The organism is Streptomyces sennicomposti, from assembly GCF_019890635.1.
Lineage (GTDB): Bacteria > Actinomycetota > Actinomycetes > Streptomycetales > Streptomycetaceae > Streptomyces > Streptomyces sennicomposti.
Window position 1 is genome coordinate 193,932 of record NZ_JAIOAB010000002.1, and the last position, 19,028, is coordinate 212,959.

Genomic DNA, 19,028 nt, shown 5'->3' on the forward strand with positions numbered 1-19,028 from the left:
GCAGCCCGGACGGGCGCCAGCGTCCAGCTCCTCTTGATCCGTGGCGCTCCGCTCGCGTGGCCGGAGCTGCAGAAACCCCTTTGAGGAGGGCGTCCGACCGGGTGATCCATGGTGTTTCCGCTTGCCCCGTGACGGGAGTGCAATGGCCCGTCCAGCCGGCCACGAATGACTTCGGCTCGTCTGGGCTGTATCTCCGCGAAGTCCCGGAAGGGCCCGGAGCGGTGGCTGTAGGGAAATGGTCACGGCTCCAGGCAGCTGGCTCGCCGATGTCCTAGTGCTGCTGACTCGCGATTTTATTGAAGGACGTTTGGTAGGCCTCCAGTGCGGTCTGGGCACGGTCCTGGTCACCGCCGAACAACCCACTCGTGAGGGGGCCCCATTGGGCACCGTGAGTGCCGAGCTCGTGTACAAGGTCGGCAGCGGGGTTCCCGTGGTTGTGTGACCGCCAGGTTGACCGCCCGTACCAGTGGGAGCGGCTCCACGAAGGCCTTTGCGGGTTTGCGGCCGCACGCGTGTTCGCTACATCCTGGGCGAGCACACCCAGCACCGCTTCGGCCCGGTCGAACTCCGTGCTGTACGCGTCATCGTCCGGCCACTGGTCTGAGAAGATCGGGCGAAGGACGTGATGCAGCCACTCGGCGACCGGCGTGTAGTACTTGCCGACCTTGCGCTCCGTGAAGTCGCTCAGCGCCTCGTCCAAGTTCCTCCCCGTCGTGGCGGCGCGCGCGAGGGCATTAGGGACCCAGTCCGCGGCGCCACCGAATGGCTTGTACGGATAGGTTGCTTCGATGATGGGCGTCGGCTTCTGCTCGTACCTGTCCCTGATCGACGGGTCGATGACGAGCGACTTGAGGTTGGCCCAGTTGCCGCTCGATGTGCACGCGAGCGCGGCAGTCATGATGCTGACCACGCCCGGCAGGTGGCGGAGTTCAATGAGTGCCGGCGTCCCGCTCTCCGGTTTGGCCGCCGCCGTGACGAAAGAGCGAATGCCGCTTGCCCAGGGCGTCAACGATTCGGGCGTTCCCCAACGGGACGCCACCTGAAGTGACGCACAGAACGGCTCCGAGAGGACCCAGAGGTCTTGTGCCTCCTTGGCGATACGAACGATCTGCTCCTCGTTCGTGCCGTGCAGCGGTCCGCTCAGCCGGTCCGTGTCTTTGAGGACCGCGAGCACACGCTGGACTTCATGTGAGACCAGGTCGTGCATTTCGATGCGCCGTGTGGGTTCGAGGAGCATCTCCTTGGTGAGCCGCTTGAGGAGGTCTGCCCGGCCTGCGGACGTCACCTGCTCGACGGCGGCGAGGGTGGTAGCCGGGTCGGGTCTCTTCTCGCCGAGCAGGCGGCTGATCGTGGTGACGAGCCTGGCCGCGTGGGCGGTGTGGTCCTTGCCGAACAGGTCCGAGTAGTTGAGGTCGCTCAGCACGCGTCCTGCCCCGAGGTCCCAGTCGGGGACGTCGCCCGCGTCGAGTCTCACGGGGATCAGCCAGACGCGTCCGGGTGGCATGCTGCGGAACTCCTCGACGGCGAGGGTCAGTTCCTCGTTCATGTAGGACTTGTCCTTGGACCGGGAGTTGTCCGAGAAGCAGGCCAGGAAGACGAGGGATCCGTCTCTGATCGCCGCTCGGATCTTGGCTTTCCAGGCGTCGCCCGGCCCGAGATCCTTGCGATCGCGCCAGTACGGGATCTGGGCCGCCTCCAGGACCGAGCAGAGGCCGTCCACCTGATCCGAGTCCTCGCGGACGTAAGAGATGAAGACGTGTTTGGATACTTCGTCGTTCATGCGTCGGATGATAAGTCCCAGCTCTGACACTGGTGAGTGGTGTGGGACAGGCCCAGGGGCGGCTGGTGCTCTGTGGGAAGCGCCTGAAAAGGGATTCCCCAGTGGCGTGCAGGTGGCCTGTCAGGTGATGGGAGTGGGGCGAGGCCAGCCTCGATCACCGTGCTCAGGTCGAAGTCGGCTTGGGCCGCGGGCGGGCGCTCCTGGGAGATCCGCGGATTGGCGACGTCGAGGGCAGACAGCCCGGCTTGCAACCTTTGCGGCGTCGGCCGGTTCAACGCGGTGGACTGGTGCGAGAGATGCCCCGGTTGACTCCCGGTGTCACTTCCTGCCGCGGGTGCGTCCGGGGGAGCGCACGGAGGGCAGATCGTCGCGCGAGTTGTCCGCGTCGAGGGCGTCGGCGGGCATCTGGCGGTAGGAGTGGAGCAGCTGGGCTATGAGGGCCGGACGGACTTCGGCCGCGGTGACGAGTGCGGCCAGTATCTGGGACCGCGATGTCTGCTCCCCGGCTGCGGCTGCGGCCCGGACCAGGACGTCGAGCCGTGTGTCCACGTCCTCCGGCCAGTCGACCAGTGTCTTGCGGCGTGGACGCTGCCACAGCAATTCCACACGTCCCCCTCGGTGACAGATTATCTATATCGAATATATATTGAGTTCATGGTGACGGTGTTGCAAGAGCGTTCGGTGTACGAGGTCTTAGAGCGCGGCCCTTTGTCCGAGATCCGTGTGGCGGGCCGTTCGCTGGTTCCCACTGCGGTGTTCGATACCTACTGGCGTTTCGCGGCGGCGCGGCAGAAGGTGTACGAGGCGCGGCTTGCCGGGGGAGAGGGGCCGTTCACCGACGATCCGATCCTGCAGCGCTACCGCTTCACCAACTGCTTCCGTGCTGCTGACCGGGTCAGCCAGGACTTGATCGGCGACGTGATCTACCGCGGTGACCAGAGGTGGGAGGAGGTCTTCTTCCGGACGCTGCTGTTCAAGATCTTCAACAAGACCTCGACGTGGCGGCTGCTGGAAGCGGCGCTGGGCGAGGTGCGGTGGGACGCCTACGACTACCGGGCCTTTGACCGGGTGCTCTCCCGCGCTTTCGCCGCGGGGCAGCGGCTGTACTCGGCCGCCTACATCGTGCCTCCGCCGCAGCTCGGCGAGCAGCGCAAGCACCAGAACCATCTGCGGCTGCTGGAGATGATGATGGAGGCCGGCGCGCCGCAGCGGGTGCTGTCCGCGCCGACGCTTGAGGACGCCTACCGGGTTCTGCTGGGTTTTCCGGCGATCGGGCCGTTTTTGGCCTACCAGTTCGTGATTGATCTCAACTACGCGGCGCAGATGCCGTTTTCGGAGATGGACTTCGTCGTCGCCGGACCCGGTGCGCGCGATGGGATCCGCAAGTGTTTCGGGGCGGCGGCCGACGGCATCGAGGCGGACGTCATCCGCTACATGGCCGATACCCAGGACGAGCACTTCGCCCGGCTGGGGCTCGCCTTCGCGGGGCTGCGCGGGCGTCGGCTGCACCTGATCGACTGCCAGAACCTGTTCTGCGAGGTCGACAAGTACGCCCGGGTCGCCCACCCGGACATCGCCGGGATCAGCGGCCGCAGCCGCATCAAGCAGACCTACCGGCGGCGGTTCGACCCGATGCCGGCTTGGTTCCCGCCCAAGTGGCAGCTCAACACCAGCCGCTGACTAGGGGGGATGCGGCGCCGTTCCCGTCGGCGGGTTCTCATGCCGCCAGACGGCTGGTGCCGGTCAGCAGGGGACGCAGCTGGGTGATGGGACCGTCCAGCCGGGCGTGCCCGGCCACCACGGTCAGGGTTCCGCAAGGCAGTTCGGCCTGCTGGGCGATGTAGGCGAGCAGGCGGCCCAGGCCGAGGTAGTTGCCGTAGGCGCGTTCGAACATGTAGTGGCTGCGGTACATGGCCATGGCGTGGACCCGCAGGTCGCGGTCCAGCTGGAGGCAGATGTGGCTCAGGCAGGGGAAGCCGATGTAGCTGTTGTCCTTGCCTGCGGTGTGGACCAGCAGGTCCGCTCCGGTGTCCTCCTGCGCGTCCGCGGGTGCGGCCAGGTCGAGCTCGTAGGCGGCGGCGATCTTGTTGCCCGCGGCCTGGGACCGCAGCCGGGTGATGACGGCGCCGAGCTGGTCGACGCCGGTCTTCGACGCCGCCGGGTAGGACACCAGGCGGCCGAAGTAGGTGCCGCGCTGGTTGCCGGGGTACCGCTTGATCACCTGATACATCCGCCGGTAGCGCTCGGCGAGTTCGTCCGGCCCTGCGCACCGTGCCGCCAGGGCCGCGGGAAACAGGGTGCTGGCCACGGTCTCCAGCGGCCACAGCCCGTGCGCGGTGCGCAACCGGTCCAGCTCGCTGCGCAGCGCCGCGTCGTCGCTGGTCGGATCGGCGATGCGCACCACCGTGTGCAGGCCGGTCCGGCCCGGGTTGTCCTTGCGGTCCAGCGCGTTGCAGGCGGCGACCCAGGCCTGGGCGACGTCGCGTCCGGTCACGGTGAAGCTGTGCATGAGCCCTCCCGGTACGTACGGTGTGTTCCTGCAGCCCCCGTGCTCAGGCGGGCCAGACCTCGTCGACCCCGCAGCGCGGGACTTCGCGCACTACTGTCAGCCGCAGCGGATGTTCGTGCGCGGGCATGACGACCTGCACCGAAGCTTCCTCGCCCGGTGGCATCTCGGCGGTCATCACAGCGGCTGTGAGTGGGGCCGGTCCGTCGCTCGTCCACTGCTCCAGCCCGTTGGGCAGCGCATCGAAGGCCGCGCCGGGCAGATGTAGTATCAGGACATCGGCCGCATCGGCATAGACGGTCTGGCCGTCCGCCGCCTCTGTGATCACGTGCACGTGCGCCTGCCCGGGCAGTTCGGCGCCGCCCGCCAGCGAGCTGCGCAGGCCGGCGGGCGGAATCCTGCTCCACTGGGCGGCTCGGCCCGCATCCAGCAGCCGCAGGTTCACCAGGTGGCGTACCGTCCCGGCGTACGACGTGCCCAGCTCGCGCGCCACCCGGTAGACGTCTTCGGGACGCGACGGCCGGCCGCCGCAGATTCTTCCCAGCGCTGCCCGCACCGCCGGCAGCGGCATCAGGAACCACGCCGCGAACGCCTCCGCCGTCTTCTCCTCCTGGGGCCAGCTGCCGTCGCCCCAGCGCAGCGCCGGATCCATCTCCTCGTCGGCGGCCGTGCGGTGGCCCAGCCGGTGATGCCCCAGCTCATGTGCGGCCGTGTGCCGCTGGGTGACGGCGTTGAGCGAGGCGTTCAGCAGCACGGCCGGCCCCTTGTCGGCGGGGGAGAAGTACACGCCGAACAGCCGGGGCATCGGCTTCGACATCCCGACGACGCCCGCCGCTCGCAGCGCCCGGTGCACGTGGACGTACCGTGTGCGGTCGACGCCGAGGTCGCGGTGCGCCTGGACCGCGGCGATCGACGCGATCCGGTGCGCCAGGGCCCAGTTCACGCCGTCGGACTCCCTCCGCCGGCGCCCTGCTCCTCGCGCTCTGCCGCTCGCCGCAGCGTGAGGTACTCGGCGAACTCCAGCACCGTCCTGGCGTCCCCGTCGGTGAGCTTGGCCAGCGCCCGCGGCAGACCGGCCAGCGAGTACTCGCTGGCGTCGGCGTCCTTCTCCTCGGCCAGGAAGTAGGCGACCGGCTGCCGGTACAGGCGGGCCAGCTTCTTCAGCTCCAGGCTGTCCACCCGCCGCTCGCCGCGCTCGATGTCGCTGATGGCCGAGCGCGGGATGCCGGTGGAGTCCGAGACGAACTGCTGGGACATGTTCAGGTAGTCGCGGGTCTTCTTCAGCCGTTCACCGAGCCGCACCAGCTCAGGGTCGCGGCCACGGCTGTCGTGGGGGGAAGGGGTCATGGCTGCTGCCTCTCGACGATGGCGTCCAGTACCGCTGCGGAGAAGGCCCGCACCGACCGGGTGGCCTGGGCTGCTTCCCGGTCTGCGGGGATGGCGACGTGGTAACGCTCCTCGATACGCGTGAGGATCTCGACCACCAGGAGTGAGTCCACGGGCAACTCGCGACCGCCCTGCTCCAGTTCGGAGCGCAGTTCGTCGGGGGAGGCGCCCTCGTACTCGGCCAGGAAGTCGATGACGACCGAGGTGATGTCGTCCATGCTCGGTGTGCCTGTGTTCGACAACTCTCCCCAATCGTCTGCGTTTCCAACGACGCTGTCGTAGCATACGACACGTTGTCGGGTAGGCCAACGGGGCTGTCCCAAGATCAGACAGGCATGTGTGTGGACTTCAAGCGCTACCAGGAAGCGGCCGTCAAAACCCTCCAACCTGCGGCGGAGGGCACCGATCCCGTGCTCGTCCCCCTTCTCGGCCTCGCCGGCGAAGTCGGCTCCCTGACCACCGCCTACAAGAAATTCCTGCGCGACGGCCCCGCCTTCGAGCAGGGCAAGCACCAGTTACGCGAAGAACTCGGCGACGTCCTTTGGTACATCGCAGCCCTGACCCACCGCTTCGGCCTCGACCTCGACGACGTGGCCGCCGCCAGCCTGGAGAAGACCAAAGACCGCTGGCGCACCACCCCCCGCGACGAACACACCCCTTTCGACGCCGACTTCCCCGCCCACGAACAACTGCCCCGCAACACCACACTCACCTTCACACCGACGAAGACCGACGACGGCCGCACCGTCGTCGTCCTCACCCGGGAAGACGGAACTCCCGCCGGCGACCCGCTCACCAGCGCCTCGCACGTCGAAGACGGCTACCGCTTCCACGACATCTTCCACCTCGCCCACGCCACCGTCCTCGGCTGGTCACCCGTCACCCGCTTCCTGCTGGGCCGCAAACGCAAAAGCGACCCCCGCACCGACGAAGCCGAAGACGGCGGCCGCGCCATCGCCATCGAAGAAGGCATCTCAGCCCTCGTCTTCTCCTACGCCGCCCGCCACCGCTACCTCACCGACATCAAGCACATCGACCACGAACTCCTCGCCACCATCGGCCACATGACCGCCCACCTCGAAGTCAGCATCTGCCGCGCCGCGGACTGGGAGCACGCCATCCTCACCGGCTACGCCGCCTGGCGGCAGCTGCGTGAACACGACGGCGGCACCGTGCACCTCGACCTCGATCAGCGAACTCTCACCGTCACCCGGAGCTGACGGCACAGCGGTTGCAACGCCCTGGCCGGGGACACGCCATAGCGCCTCCGACGGCTGTGCCCTGCGGGCATCGGCAGAGCACAGGGCGCCTCCGGAGCGGCTGCCCCCGGCGGCGCCGTGGGCGTCCGAGTGCATAGAGCCGCACGTGGACGCCGGCGGCCGTTTCAGGCCGGTAGGTCGAGGTAGCGGGCGGCGTCGTGGAGGACGTCGCGGGTGAGGGCTTCGGTGCCGTCGAGGATGGAGAGTTGGGCGGCGATGCCGGTGAGGGGAATGAGGTGTTCCATGAGGCCGTCGGTGATGCGGTAGAGCTCTTCGTCGTGCTCCAGGAGACTGCCGGGCTTGTGGTGGCGCAGCCTCAGTCGGCTGTCGAGGGTGGCCAGGACGGCGGGCCATTCGTCGGGGTGTTCGATGCAGCGGGGTGGGAGCCGGTTGACCCAGAGGGTGGGGACCGAGCGTTCCCGGATGGCGGCGGTGGCTTCGGTGGGGCGGCGCAGGGCGGGGAAGCGGGCGGCGCGGGCTTCGCGGAGGATGTCGCTGGAGCCGATGCCGCTCCAGAAGACGGTCAGCCCGAGTTCGTCGGCGAGGTAGTCGAAGAAGTCGAAGGTCGGCTGCAGGTCCTCGGCGCGTAGCCGGTCGATGCCGTCGACGAGGCAGACCTCGGTGCGGGCGTGGCGCATGATGTGGACGGCGGGGCCGGTGAAGTCCTTCATGCGCTGCACCGGCCGTTGCTCGGTGTCGGGCCGGTACAGGTCCCAGCCGATGAAGACGGCCAGGGCCGCTGACCAGTCGGCGGGTGTGCCGGGTTCGGGCGGGGCGTTGACGCAGACGACGGGGATGCGGCTGTCGTCGATGCCGTGGAGTTTCTCGCGGCGCCCTTGGTGGGCCAGCCCGATGTGGTGGAGCAGGGTGCGCTTGCCGGTGCCGCGGCAGTCGCTGTCGATGGCGACGTGCTGGCAGGGGTGGCGGCGCTCGCCGTTGAGGCGCAGCAGCCGCCGTGCGGTCTTCAGTCCGGTGGCGATGTCGGTGGTTTCGACGAGGCCGAGTCGGGCGTGGCAGCGCACGCGGGGGTCGTCCTCGTCGGCGGGCGCCGAGTCGTCGGCGGGCGGGATCGGGGGAGGAAGGGGCTGGTGCCGTACGCGTGCGCGCCAGCCTTGCAGGATGGTCGGCGGTCCGGGAGGCAGGGGCGCCGGTGTGGGGGCCGGGGCGCTTTGCGGGTCGCGTACGGGGGTTTTCACCGGTCGTCTTCTTTCCGCTCGCTGCCTGGTCCGGTGCCGGGCGGGGGAGGGGCGGAGCTGCTGCCGGGCGGGCGGGGGGTGTTTGGGGCGCCGGGTGCGGCGGGGCCGGGCAGGGAGGCCAGGAAGTCGTCCAGGCTCCAGCCTGCGCCGCGGGCGGTCTCGGGTGTGTCGAAGAGGTCTGCGGCGGGGCGGTCCAGGCAGCGGAAGGGGCGCACGGAGCCGGGGTCCAGGGGCGGCAGGCCGTCGGCGTAGGGCTTGGCGGGAGCGGGCGGCGCGGGGCGGGGGTCTGCGGCCGGTGCGCGCGGGCTCGGTCTGGCCGCGGCGGGTGAGGGCCCGGCGGCCAGGTTGCGCAGCAGTTGGGCGGTGGCCCGGGTGATGGCGGCTTCGTCACGGCGGCTGCCGCCGGCGGCGAGGTGGAGGCGCAGGGCCTCGGACCAGGTTTCTTCGGTCCACCGGTCGTTGAGGAGCCGGCGGTGGATGAAGGGCACCTCGACCCACGGGTCGGCGCCCGGTTCGGCCCGGTGGTTGAACAGCCAGGCGACGTCGGGGCGGTCGGGGCAGTAGTGGACCTCCCAGCGGCCCTGCTGCGTTGTGATGCCGGACGGCCCGTGGAAGAGGTCCAGCTTGCCCCGGTCCAGGTTGTAGGTGCGGTTGTTGATCTGGAAGCCCTTGCGGCTGACGCGGACCCATACCGCGGGCAGGAGTTTGCGGTTCTCCTGCGCGCTCAGCGCGGTGGACCGGTAGCCGCGCAGGGAGATCAGCGCCGCGTACATCTGGTTGGGGGTCAGGCGCAGTCCGGGGGTGAAGGGGGAGCGCAGCGCGGTGTGGGGGGTCTGCTGCCAGTGCAGGACCACCCACTGCTCGAACAGTTCCTGCAGTTCGCTGATGGTCCACAGGGGCTGCTTGCGGACGCGTTTGCCGCGCAGGTCCAGGCGGTGGTGGGTGTAGGAGGCGAGGTACTGGCTGAAGCCGGTCTTCACCGCCCGCATGGCGCGCTCGACGACGGCCTTGTCGACGGCGGTGCGCAGCCGTGCCTCGCGCACCTCGATGCCCAGGGAGTGGCAGGCGCGGGTGAAGTCCTGGGAGATGAATGGCGAGCCGTGGTCGATGACGAGTGTCTCGGGCTTGATGACGGGCCGGGCGGCGGAGCCGGCGAAGCGGGGGTCGGCCGCCAGGAGGTCTTCGAAGGGGAGGTCGGAGCCCTCCATGAAGGTTTCCGGCGCCCAGCCCGGGCGGGCGGGCAGCGGGGCGGTGGTCTGGGCGACGACCTGCATGGTGTCGAAGGAGCGGGTGGCCCGTCCGGCGGCCCAGCGGCCCGTTCCGCCGGTGCGGCCGGTGCGCTTGGGCACGAGGAGGGAGCCCACGATGCTGCGGGTGGCCACGTCGACGGCGATGGTGAGTTCCACGGAGATGCCCCGGCCGTCGTCGCCCAGGACGAGGACGTCCAGTCCGGTGGTGTCGATCTGCACCAGTTCCCCGGGCCAGCGGGCCCAGGTCGCCCGCCGGGCTCCGGGCCGCCCTGCGGAGACGGCGGGGCCGGCCGCGTGGCGGGCCGCGGCGTCGTGCGCGTTGTGCGCGGTGATCCCGAGCTTCTCCAGCAGCCGGTAGTACGTCGCCGTGCTGATCGCCAGCCCCCGGGCGGTCTCCGGGTCGGCGAGCAGGTCCCCGTAGCGGGCCCGGACGGTCTGCTGTACCCGGTCGATCAGCCGGGACAGGGTTCCCGGGGACAGGCCCCTCTCGCGTTCGTCGTCCAGGATCTCCCACACGAGGTCGACCACCCGCGCATCGACGCGCCCGTGCGGGGCCGTACTGCGCAGGCTGCGCCGGTCGACCAGGCCGATCAGGCCGTCCCTGCGCCAGGCCGCGCACTTTCGTTCCACGGTGGCCGCGGACACCGGGGTCCCGGACAGCGTCAGCTGGTCGGCTTTGGCCTGGTAGCGCTGGCGCAGGGTGCGCCGCCGCGGGTCGAAGGCAGGCCGGGGCTGGCTGGTGGCGGCGACGTTCGGGGCCTGCTGGTGCAGGACCTCCTTGACGTGCCGCTCCCACACCAGGGCCGCCTTGCGCACATCCTTCGGCAGCGCACGGAACTCGCCTGCGCGGCCGGACAGCGCACTGCGCGGCGCCGCCCGGTCGAGCACGGCGAAGTCGGGGGCCGAAGTCACGGCCGTCTGCAGGATGATCAGCGGCTCTGCCGGCTGTGCGGGTTCGGCCGGCTGCGCGGTGTCGAGGAACAGACGCGGCCCGTGGAAGGCGGTGACGTGCCAGGAGGCGCCGCGGAAGCGGATGGTGTCCCCCACCGCCAGGGTGTCGGCAGCGGCGGGCGCCCCGGCGCCTGCGGCGCGCGCCGAAGCCGAGGTCACCTGTCCTCACCCTGCCATGCCGCCGATGACGGGGTGAGAGGGACACTCATGTCGGTGTGCAGGTGCCGTGCCCAGATCAGGTGGTAGGCCAGGTCCACCCCCACGTGCGGGGGCAGGGCGGCGGCGCGTACCGCGCAGCGGATGGTGCGCGGTGAGGCGAACTGCCGGGCCAGCAGCCGGGCCTGTTCCTCCTGAAGCCACCGCGGGCTGCGGGCGGCGTAGAGGAGCTGGAGGTTGTCCAGTTCCACCCCGGTGGGGGGTTCCATAACCCGGACCTGCCAGCCGGCTGCCGCCGCAGCCACCGCCAGCACCTCCTGCTCGGCCTGCCACCGGCCGGTGGGCTGTTCCGGCTTGACGCAGATCACCTCGCGCCGCCCGCCGCGCAGAGCGACGAACGCCGGCCGCAGGCGGTGGCGGCGCCCCTGGCGGCTCCAGCGCAGCTCCATCGGCGCCGCGCTGCGCAGTCCCACCGCGGGATCGCGGTCCAGGAGGATGGCGCAGTGCTGCTGCCGCAGCGAGCCGCAGGCCAGCAACTGGTCGGTGGCCGAGGCCCACGCGTTGGTGACGAACGACTGCCGTCCCGGGTAGGGCACAGGCTGCTCCAGTGGTGCCAGTTCCTCGAACGGCACTTCGCCGGCCTGTGCCACCGGGTGTTCGCGCTGCCGTCCGAACCGGTCGAGGTAGCGGACTGCGATCTCGCCTGCACTGACCAGGCCCCCTGGCACGTCCGTCCCCTTCGCCTCTTCGCGGCAGCCCGCACGGCGCGTGCCCCGCCCCAGCATCCAGGCACCGGCAGGGCCGACGCAGCCGTAACCGCCTTCACCCCACGATCGGGGGAGCCAGACGCAAGCGCGTGCGAAAAACGGTGCGCTGCTGGGAGCCGGCGGCTCATACGGCGGCGAACGGGTCGCTCCAGTCCCAGGGCAGACAGCAGCGATCCTCCAGCGATGCCTGGTTCTCGTCGTCGCGGTGGACCAGCGCCGTCACCGGCCGCCGCCGGCCGCCGGCCTCGTCATCCCCTGCGGCCGGCGCGCACCGCTGGTGCCGGTCGAGCCACTCGGCCACCGGGACCTGCCACCTGCCCGGCGTCAGCGCGAGCGTGTCCGCCAGCTGGGCCAGTTCGGCCATCAGCCGGGACTCGGCCGCAGCCCAGGGCCCGCCGGGCCCGGCCGCGCGCCGCTGCTCGTAGCGCAGCAGCGCCCGGGCCACCTCCAGCGCCTCCGGATACACCAGTAGCCACGCCGTCTCGACGTCTGCGGGCTGCAGTCCGGCCCGGCCGGCCCGTTCGATCCAGCGGGGGGTGAACGGGTCGCGCCGCCACCACCAGCCGGTCAGGGCGAAGGCGTCCGCGACCAGCACCGCCCCACCCGGCCCGAACCGCCGCTCGAGCCGGCCCCGCCCGCGGTGCGCGCGCACCGACTCCGGCAGCCGGGCCAGGTCCACGCCGCCCGGACCGCCCTGACGTACGTGGGTGAACCGGCCGTGCCGCTCGCAGATCCTCCATCGGTCCGGCCACACCAGCCACACCTCGCCCCAGTGCCCGCCCCGCGCCGCCGCGCACAGTCCGCAGGCCGGCACCAGATAGTGCGCCAGCGGCCGCCACGGCCATTCCCACCGCGGCTGCTCGCCCGGCAGGAGGTGCGGCTCACGCAGGTGCGGCAGGGCCCACCGCAGCCGCGCAGACGGCACGCCCAGCAGCTGCGCGAGCCGGTCGGCTGCCGCACGGCTCAAGAACACCTCGGCCAGATGCGGCTGCAGGGCCTGCTGCCCATCCGGCCCCTCACCCAGCTCATCGAGCAGGAAACCGACCCCCACTCCCTGAGCCCCGGCCACCCGCCACAACAACGAGCAGGTCGACTCGTGCGCCACGAAACGAACCGGCCGCCGCGGCAAGCTCCGTGCCCACACCGCGCTTCCCAACACCGTGCCCCCGCCCCGGGCCCCGAGCAGGTGGTCACGGCGCCACCCGACCGCACAGCCCCGTCTCCCGTCCCCGCGTTTTGCCCGGCCACCTCTCCAGCGGCGCCGCGCAGCCGCCCGGCCCGTGACGATCAAAGCCCGCGCGGCACTGCGCACTCGCGTTCCCTACCACGGCGCGCCCTGTTCCCGCCGGAGGGTTCACCCTCTGGGGTGAGGGGGCCCGAGGAAGCGTCCCGCGCCGCGCGCCCGTGCGCATCCTGCCCCTGGAAGCGTCATCAACTCGAGCCCAGGGAGCGTCCTGTGCTGCACGACCTGTCTGCCAGGCGCCTGCCCAGCGAACTGTGGGCGCGCCAGCGCGCCGCGGCGGACAGCGTCCTCAACGACTTCGCCATGGGCCGGCCGCGGGTGCAGGTCATCATGCCGTGCGGCACGGGAAAGACCCATCTCGCCGTCCACATCGCCCACGAAGTCGCCCCCGACAGCCGCACGCTGACCGTGATGCCGACCCTGGAACTGCTCAACCAGACCGCCCGCGTCTGGCACACCTCCGGCCGGGGCGGCCACTACCTCGGTGTGTGCTCCGACAAGCAGACCAGCGAACCCCTCCTGAGCGGCGTGCTCACCATGACAGGAGACCCGGCCCGGCTGGCCGCCGCCATACGCGCCGCCGACGGGCCCGTCAGTGTCTTCGCCACCTACGCCTCACTGCCCAAACTCGTAGAGGCCCACCGGCGCCACCTGCTGCCGCGCTGGGACATCGCGATCGTCGACGAGGCCCACCGCACCGCCGGCGCCCGCGGCAAACCGTGGGCCGTCATCCACGACGACGACGCCATCCCAGCCCGCCACCGGCTCTACCTCACCGCCACACCCCGCATCTGGGACGTCAACCGCGGCATCACCACCGAGCCGATCGCCTCCATGGACGACCCCGATCTCTACGGCCGCATCGCCTACCGCTACTCACTGGCCGAAGCCATCCACGAAGGACGGCTCGCCGACTACCGCATCGCCGCCCCCGAAATCCACAACCCGCAGCTGCACGCCTTCCTGGCCGGGCGCACACGCAAGGGGGCCCGCCGCACCCCCCAGGCCGACGCCATGCGCGTGGCGGCAGCCCAGCTGGCCCTGCTCAAAGCACGCGAAGATCACGCGATTCGCCGCGCGGTCGTCTTCAGCCGCAGCATCATCCAAAGCGAGGCCTTCGCCGAAACCTTGCCCGAAACCGCCGCCGCCATCCCCGGCGGCCACGCCGAGAACCTGTGGGCCGCCAGCGTCCACTCCCGCAACAGCCGCACTGCACGGCGAGAGCGCCTGGCACGCTTCGCCCGCCCCCCGCAAGACACGCGCGAGGGACGGCTGGCGGAGCTGAGCGTGCTGTGCAACGTCCGCCTGTGCGTCGAAGGCGTCGACTTCCCGCTGGCCGACTCCGTGCTCTTCGCCGACCCCAAGCAGAGCACCATCGACATCGTCCAGGCGATCGGCCGCGCGCTGCGCATCGGCCCCGGCATGAACAAGATCTCCACCCTGGTCATCCCCGTATTCTTCGGGCCCGGGCAACGCGCCGAGGAAGCGGCGTTCGGCACCCCGTACCACCTGCTGCACCAGGTCATGATCGCCCTCAAGGCGTACGACGAGCACTACTTCTACCGCCTGCCCGTCCGCGGCCCCCGGCTGCTGCTGCCCGCACCCGCTTCCGCCGTCCGGCCCGCACGCGCCCCGGAGATCGCCCCGCACCTGATGCTGCGGATCATGGAACCGGAGCCCGACGTCTGGGAGACCGGGATGGCCTGCGCGCAGGCATTCTTCGACGCCCACGGACACCTGGACGTCCCCAGCAACCACATCACCCCCGACGGCTTCCACTTGGGCTGCTGGCTCGGCTACCAGCGCGCCCTCAAAGCCGCCGGGAACCTCTCCGCGGTCCGCGTCGCCGCGCTGGCCACCTGCAACATGCCCTGGCCGCACCCCAAGGACAGTACCGAGAGCTTCCTGGACATCGCCCACGCCTACGCCCGCGAACACGGCCACCTGCTCCCCGAACCGGCTCAGGCCTATAAGGGCCGCCCCCTGGGCGAGTGGCTCGCCGAGCAGCGCCGCCAGGCAGCCGACGGCACCCTGCCCGCCCCCTACCAGCGCGCCCTGAAGGACATCGACCGCTGGTGGAACCCCACCTGGCCCGAACACTGGCAGCGCATGTGCGCCCGCGCCCGCAGCCACGGCGACACCCTGGCCCTCTGGGCCGGCCCACTGCCGGCCGACGCGGACCCCGTCACCCGCTGGCTGGACGAGCAGTTCGACGCCTTCCCCGCCCTCGCCAAGGGCCAGCAGGCACAACTGGCCGCACTGCCGCTGCAGCGCGACCCCCTGGCCCTCGCACTGCGCCGCCCCCTCGGCAGCCAGGCCACCGCCCACGCCCACGGCCTGCGCGCCGCCCGGCGCTTCTACCGCAGCCACCAGCACCTGCGCGTCCCGGCCCACTACGCCGACGAACACGCCCACCCCCGTTTCCCCCTGGGCCAGTGGATCGCCGACCTGCGCACGCTCGCCGGCGCGGGCCGCCTCAGCCGCGAAGAGATCGACTCCGTCGAAGCCCTGGCCATGGAATGGGTTCCCGGACTCCAGTGCGACAGCATCCCGGCCACACTGCCCGGGACATCCACGGACACCACCCCCGAGGCCGGCGACACCACCACCGGCGAGCACCGGCCCGCCCAGCCGCCGCAGCCGGACGCCGCCGAAGCGCCCGAAATCGATCAGGAGTTCTGGCTCGCGAGCGGCGAACCGCGGCCCGCCCATCTGCCCGACGTCATCCTCAACGGCGGCCGGCGCATGCTACTGAGCATGCCGGCCGGGGCAGGCAAGACCATGACGGCAGCGAAAGCGGTCCACCGGACCGCGAGCGCCTCATGCCTGGTCCTCGGCCCCGACCTGCGCTACCTCCACCATGTGGCCAAGACCTGGCGCATGGTCCGGCGAGGACCGCTCGCCGCGATCAACATGCGGCCCACCCACAGCGGCAAGGCGGGCGACAGCCTGGCCAGCGCCGGCCAACTGGCACACTGGATGGCACTGCAACCCCCCGGCGCCCTCGTCCTGGCCCGCTACTGCGACGCCGGGCTCATCGCCAAGAGCCACCGCGACCACCACCTGCCGCCCTGGGAACACCTGGTCATCGAGGAAGCCCACCGCACCGCCGAAGGCGTCATCGGCCCAGACCATCCACACGCCGTGATCCACTACGACGACGGCATCCTCGCCTACAACCGCCTCTACCTGACGGCCACGCCCCGCATCCCCCGCGAACTGGCTCCCGCAGAAGGCCGAAAAGATGTCACCTGGGCCGTGGACATGCCGGCCCAACCGATCTTCGGCACCCACCACCCCGGCGTGGAACGCCCCAAACTCGTGGACAAAGGGCTGCTCAGCCCCTACCAGGTGATGCGGATTCGCGTGCCCGAACCGCCCGGATTCCCCCTCTGGCGCGCCCAGGCCGTCGGAGCGGCCCACCTCATCGAACAGCACCGCCTGCGCCGCGTGGTGGCCGTACTCGAGAACAAGAAACAGGCCGAAGCCTTCGCCTGCCAGCTGGCCGTGCGCATGCTCGACGCGGAGATCCTCACGTCCGGGGAGGGGGCCGTACCCTACGCGCACGGCCAGCCGGTCATCCGGTGCCAGCGCGCGACGGACCCCATGCCCTCCGACCTCGACGCCATCGTGCTCCCCTCGCCCCACTACATCGCGACGGACCTGGTCAACGCACTCTCGCCCCTGATGGGCCAGCACGTACAACGCGCCGCGCAGACAGTGATCATCATCCCTGAGCCCATCTCCCCGCACGAGGACGACACATCAACCCTTTCCTGGGTGCTGCGTCGCATCGGGGCGGCTCTGTGGGCGCACAACCCGGCCGGCATCCCGTGAACCCCCTGCCACGGCACGGCCTCGCCCCGCAGCGGCACGGCCAGGACAAGCGGCACGGCCGGGAGATTGCCTGTGCCGTCCGTGACGGACAGGGCGGAACTCATGGGACAGGTGACCCGCTGGTCGCGGAGCGGGTGGCACCGGGGGCTGCGGGCCGGCCCCAGGGGGCACGTAACCGGGTCCGCCGGCGGCACGGTGCGAGGCGGTTGTGCGCTCTGTCTGAGCCTTCTCTGCCGGACGGCGGTCCGACCGGGGCGGCGCGGGCACCGTTGGCGAGTCGCTAGTCCTGGGGGGCGTACATGATGACAGCCATGCCGATGAGGCAGATAGCGGCTCCGATCAGGTCCCAGCGTCCGGGCCGGTACCCGTCGGCGATCATGCCCCAGGCCAGCGATCCGGCGACGAACACACCGCCGTACGCGGCCAGGACCCGGCCGAAGGCCGCGTCGGGCTGCAGCGTGGCGACGAAGCCGTAGATGCCCAGGGCGATGACGCCCAGGCCGACCCACAGGACGCCTTTGTGTTCCCGGACGCCTTGCCACACCAGCCAGGCGCCGCCGATCTCGAAGAGTGCGGCGAGGACGAACAAAGCGACGGAGCGGGCTACGAGCATGGCGGGGGCGTTCTCATCTCTGGACGGCGGAGTCAGGGCGTCGGCGTGAACAACTCAGCCAGTATTGTTGCGCCTTGCTCGGGCGAGCGGACTTCCAGGTGCATCGAAGGGCCGTCGAGCTGGATGCGGAAGTCGTAGAAGGGGCAGCACTGCTGCTCGGCGACGGCGAGCTCGGTGAGGGTGGCAGCACGATCGATGGGCACGGTGAGGCGCAGACCGTCGTCGATGGCTTCGGGCGTGCTCCCGGAGAGGGCCACGTGCCAGCGCTTGGCGCGTTCACCCAGCGAGGAGGAGGCGAGGCTGCACGCCACGGGGGAGGAGCGCCATCGAGGAGTGTCCTCGTCCGCGGTCGCGGCGTCCTCGTCTTCTTCCGGGGGCCCCGGTTCCACGCTGGTGACGGCGTCGCACGCGGGGTCGCACGGGCCGGTCCGGGAGGGGAGCCCGTCGAGTCGTCCGACCACCGTGCGCAGCGTCGCGATGAAGGCGCCCAAGCCGGTGATGTGCTGCTGGGCCTCTTCGATACGCGTGTCCAGGCGGGAGCGCAGTTCTGTCTTGACGTCGACGCAGTCACCGTCGTCCCGGATCTTCAGCAGGTCAGCGATTTCCTCAAGGGGCAGGCCGAGCTGCTTGGCCGTGGCGATGAAGGCAAGCCGTTCCACCGCGTCCTCGCCGTAGAGCCGGTACCCGTGAGTGCTCCGGGCGGCCGGGAGGAGGCCGATCTTCTCGTAGAACCGCAGTGTGCTGGGGCGCAGTCCCGTGCGCTCGGCAAGCTGGGAGATCAGCATGGTGCTCACGGGAGGAACCGTAGACCTTCAAGTCGTCTTGAAGGTCAAATCCGGCTGCACCGCATCCCACCCGGCGGTCCCGGCCGTTCACGGCAGCGGTCGACCGGTAGGGGGATTACTCCCGGGGCGGGTCCCCCTGCGCCCGATTGTCCCGGTACCGAACGACTGCGAGGGAGGCGGCGAGTGTGGCGAGCGCGATGGTGAACAGGATGCGGGCGACGGCATCGTCCGCATCCGTCGCGGTACAGGCGAGGGCGGCGCTGCCTGCAGCGGCCAGGAGCAGGACGACGATGAGGACGATGCCGGAGTGCGAAGCGCGTCTGGGCACGATGGTCCGCCTTTGGCCAAGGGTGCTCGGGTGGGCTCTGCTGCCGGGAAAGCTGTCGGAATGTCGGTCCCGGGCCACGGGCGCCGTCATGATCGCCAGCTCGGACCGTGCGCGCGAACGGCATGGGCGGAGGCGTCCGTGTGCAGTACCAGCAGGGCGCTCATCTCCTGCTGGAGCTCTTGAAGCAGCACCATCGCGGCTTCCAGCCTGCCCAGGTGCCGGCGCAGCACATGCTCGGTCCTGGGACCCGGCGCGCCGTCCCGGACGGACAGGAGTTCGGTGATTTCGGCCAGGCTCAGACCGAGACGCTGCGCCGACCTGATGAACCGCAGGCGGTCCAGAACGGCCTCGTCGAAGCGGCGGTGGCTGCCTCGTGCTCTGTCGTGCGCGGTGAGTAGGCCCAATCGGTGGTAGTAGCGCACGGCGCTGGTGCTGAGTTCGGAACGGGCGGCGACTTCGGCGACCGTCAGGAGGTGTGTCACGGCTGGTTCACTCACCTTGGGGAGGCAGGTCCTTGATCCACTGAGGGTCTGCACTGACCTCACCCGTCCGGGAGGCCCCGCCAGGAGAGCCGATGGTCACGAAGAACTCCTCGTTCGCCCTGATGTAGTCCTTCCACTCCTCGGGCACATCGTCCTGGTAGAAGATGGCCTCGACCGGGCAGACGGGCTCGCACGCCCCGCAGTCGACGCACTCGTCGGGGTGGATGTACAGCATCCTCTCGCCCTCGTAGATGCAGTCCACGGGGCATTCCTCGACGCACGCCTTGTCCTTCACGTCGACACAGGGCTGAGTGATGATGTAGGCCACGGGATTGTCCTTCGCGGCCGGCGGAGCCGGCCAGATGAGGGGGCGGACGCGGGCATGGATGTCCGCGTCCGCCGGGCGAAACGTCTCATCAGTGCCTGCGCCAGGCCGCCTGGCGTGACGAGCTGCCGCTGTGCCTGACGCGCAGGGCGCTGCCGCAGGGG

At 70.6% G+C, this 19,028-nt stretch carries 18 protein-coding genes; 3 read left to right on the forward strand and 15 right to left on the reverse strand.

Annotated features, from left to right (window positions below; genetic code table 11):
• Positions 1 to 271 precede the first annotated feature (271 nt).
• Both K7787_RS01870 and K7787_RS01875 read right to left on the reverse strand, forming a co-directional pair.
• Entirely contained in the window at positions 272 to 1,780 is a 1,509-nt protein-coding gene (locus tag K7787_RS01870; RefSeq protein WP_223000252.1) for a toll/interleukin-1 receptor domain-containing protein, read from the reverse strand.
• 318 nt (positions 1,781 to 2,098) lie between these two features.
• A complete protein-coding gene (locus K7787_RS01875) occupies positions 2,099 to 2,386 on the reverse strand; it encodes a hypothetical protein (RefSeq protein ID WP_223000253.1) in 288 nt (95 codons plus the stop codon).
• Between the two features lie 48 nt (positions 2,387 to 2,434).
• Here K7787_RS01875 and K7787_RS01880 point away from each other — a divergent pair, with 48 nt between their 5' ends.
• Positions 2,435 to 3,460, forward strand: coding sequence for a nucleotide kinase domain-containing protein (locus K7787_RS01880; protein WP_223000254.1), 1,026 nt, complete (start codon positions 2,435 to 2,437; stop codon positions 3,458 to 3,460).
• Positions 3,461 to 3,497: 37 nt separating this feature from the next.
• Here the strand turns inward: K7787_RS01880 and K7787_RS01885 are convergent, their stop codons facing one another.
• From K7787_RS01885 to K7787_RS01900, 4 genes are read right to left on the reverse strand one after another with little or no spacing between them, the layout of a single operon-like run.
• Positions 3,498 to 4,289: a thymidylate synthase family protein gene (locus K7787_RS01885; RefSeq protein ID WP_223000255.1), complete on the reverse strand. Its 792-nt coding sequence runs from the start codon at positions 4,287 to 4,289 to the stop codon at positions 3,498 to 3,500.
• A 43-nt stretch (positions 4,290 to 4,332) separates the two neighbouring features.
• Positions 4,333 to 5,229 (reverse strand): ImmA/IrrE family metallo-endopeptidase, encoded by an 897-nt coding sequence (locus K7787_RS01890; RefSeq protein WP_223000256.1) that lies wholly within the window; start codon positions 5,227 to 5,229, stop codon positions 4,333 to 4,335.
• Positions 5,226 to 5,633: a helix-turn-helix domain-containing protein gene (locus K7787_RS01895; protein WP_223000257.1), complete on the reverse strand. Its 408-nt coding sequence runs from the start codon at positions 5,631 to 5,633 to the stop codon at positions 5,226 to 5,228. Before K7787_RS01895 ends, K7787_RS01890 begins: the two co-directional genes overlap by 4 nt.
• The gene (locus tag K7787_RS01900) at positions 5,630 to 5,890 is read right to left on the reverse strand and encodes an acyl carrier protein (protein ID WP_223000258.1); all 261 of its coding nucleotides are present in this window, start codon (positions 5,888 to 5,890) and stop codon (positions 5,630 to 5,632) included. The genes K7787_RS01895 and K7787_RS01900 overlap by 4 nt, the downstream gene beginning before the upstream one ends.
• A 117-nt stretch (positions 5,891 to 6,007) precedes the next feature.
• Between K7787_RS01900 and K7787_RS01905 the strand changes: the two genes are divergently transcribed.
• Positions 6,008 to 6,892 carry a nucleoside triphosphate pyrophosphohydrolase family protein gene (locus K7787_RS01905; protein ID WP_223000259.1) on the forward strand — a complete coding sequence of 295 codons (885 nt, stop codon included), beginning with the start codon at positions 6,008 to 6,010 and terminating at the stop codon, positions 6,890 to 6,892.
• 164 nt (positions 6,893 to 7,056) lie between these two features.
• Here the strand turns inward: K7787_RS01905 and K7787_RS01910 are convergent, their stop codons facing one another.
• The 4 genes from K7787_RS01910 to K7787_RS01925 all read right to left on the reverse strand — a co-directional run bounded on the left by K7787_RS01910 (position 7,057) and on the right by K7787_RS01925 (position 12,356).
• The gene (locus K7787_RS01910; protein WP_223000260.1) at positions 7,057 to 8,127 is read right to left on the reverse strand and encodes a P-loop NTPase family protein; all 1,071 of its coding nucleotides are present in this window, start codon (positions 8,125 to 8,127) and stop codon (positions 7,057 to 7,059) included.
• Entirely contained in the window at positions 8,124 to 10,487 is a 2,364-nt protein-coding gene (locus K7787_RS01915; protein ID WP_223000261.1) for an integrase, read from the reverse strand. Before K7787_RS01915 ends, K7787_RS01910 begins: the two co-directional genes overlap by 4 nt.
• Positions 10,484 to 11,212, reverse strand: a complete 729-nt coding sequence (locus tag K7787_RS01920) for a hypothetical protein (protein WP_223000262.1) — start codon at positions 11,210 to 11,212, stop codon at positions 10,484 to 10,486. The genes K7787_RS01915 and K7787_RS01920 overlap by 4 nt, the downstream gene beginning before the upstream one ends.
• 163 nt (positions 11,213 to 11,375) lie before the next feature.
• On the reverse strand, positions 11,376 to 12,356 hold the full coding sequence (locus tag K7787_RS01925; protein WP_223000263.1) for a TniQ family protein: 981 nt from the start codon (positions 12,354 to 12,356) through the stop codon (positions 11,376 to 11,378).
• A gap of 351 nt (positions 12,357 to 12,707) precedes the next feature.
• Between K7787_RS01925 and K7787_RS01930 the strand changes: the two genes are divergently transcribed.
• On the forward strand, positions 12,708 to 16,331 hold the full coding sequence (locus tag K7787_RS01930; RefSeq protein ID WP_223000264.1) for a DEAD/DEAH box helicase: 3,624 nt from the start codon (positions 12,708 to 12,710) through the stop codon (positions 16,329 to 16,331).
• Between the two features lie 280 nt (positions 16,332 to 16,611).
• Here the strand turns inward: K7787_RS01930 and K7787_RS01935 are convergent, their stop codons facing one another.
• The 5 genes from K7787_RS01935 to fdxA all read right to left on the reverse strand — a co-directional run bounded on the left by K7787_RS01935 (position 16,612) and on the right by fdxA (position 18,867).
• Positions 16,612 to 16,944 (reverse strand): YnfA family protein, encoded by a 333-nt coding sequence (locus tag K7787_RS01935; protein ID WP_223000265.1) that lies wholly within the window; start codon positions 16,942 to 16,944, stop codon positions 16,612 to 16,614.
• Positions 16,945 to 16,976: 32 nt separating this feature from the next.
• Complete coding sequence (locus K7787_RS01940) at positions 16,977 to 17,729, reverse strand: MerR family transcriptional regulator (protein ID WP_247720470.1); 753 nt, start codon at positions 17,727 to 17,729, stop codon at positions 16,977 to 16,979.
• A 115-nt stretch (positions 17,730 to 17,844) separates the two neighbouring features.
• Positions 17,845 to 18,057, reverse strand: coding sequence for a hypothetical protein (locus K7787_RS01945; RefSeq protein WP_223000267.1), 213 nt, complete (start codon positions 18,055 to 18,057; stop codon positions 17,845 to 17,847).
• Positions 18,058 to 18,143: 86 nt separating this feature from the next.
• Positions 18,144 to 18,539, reverse strand: a complete 396-nt coding sequence (locus tag K7787_RS01950; protein ID WP_223000268.1) for a MerR family DNA-binding protein — start codon at positions 18,537 to 18,539, stop codon at positions 18,144 to 18,146.
• A gap of 7 nt (positions 18,540 to 18,546) precedes the next feature.
• Complete coding sequence (fdxA, locus tag K7787_RS01955; RefSeq protein ID WP_223000269.1) at positions 18,547 to 18,867, reverse strand: ferredoxin; 321 nt, start codon at positions 18,865 to 18,867, stop codon at positions 18,547 to 18,549.
• Positions 18,868 to 19,028 lie beyond the last annotated feature (161 nt).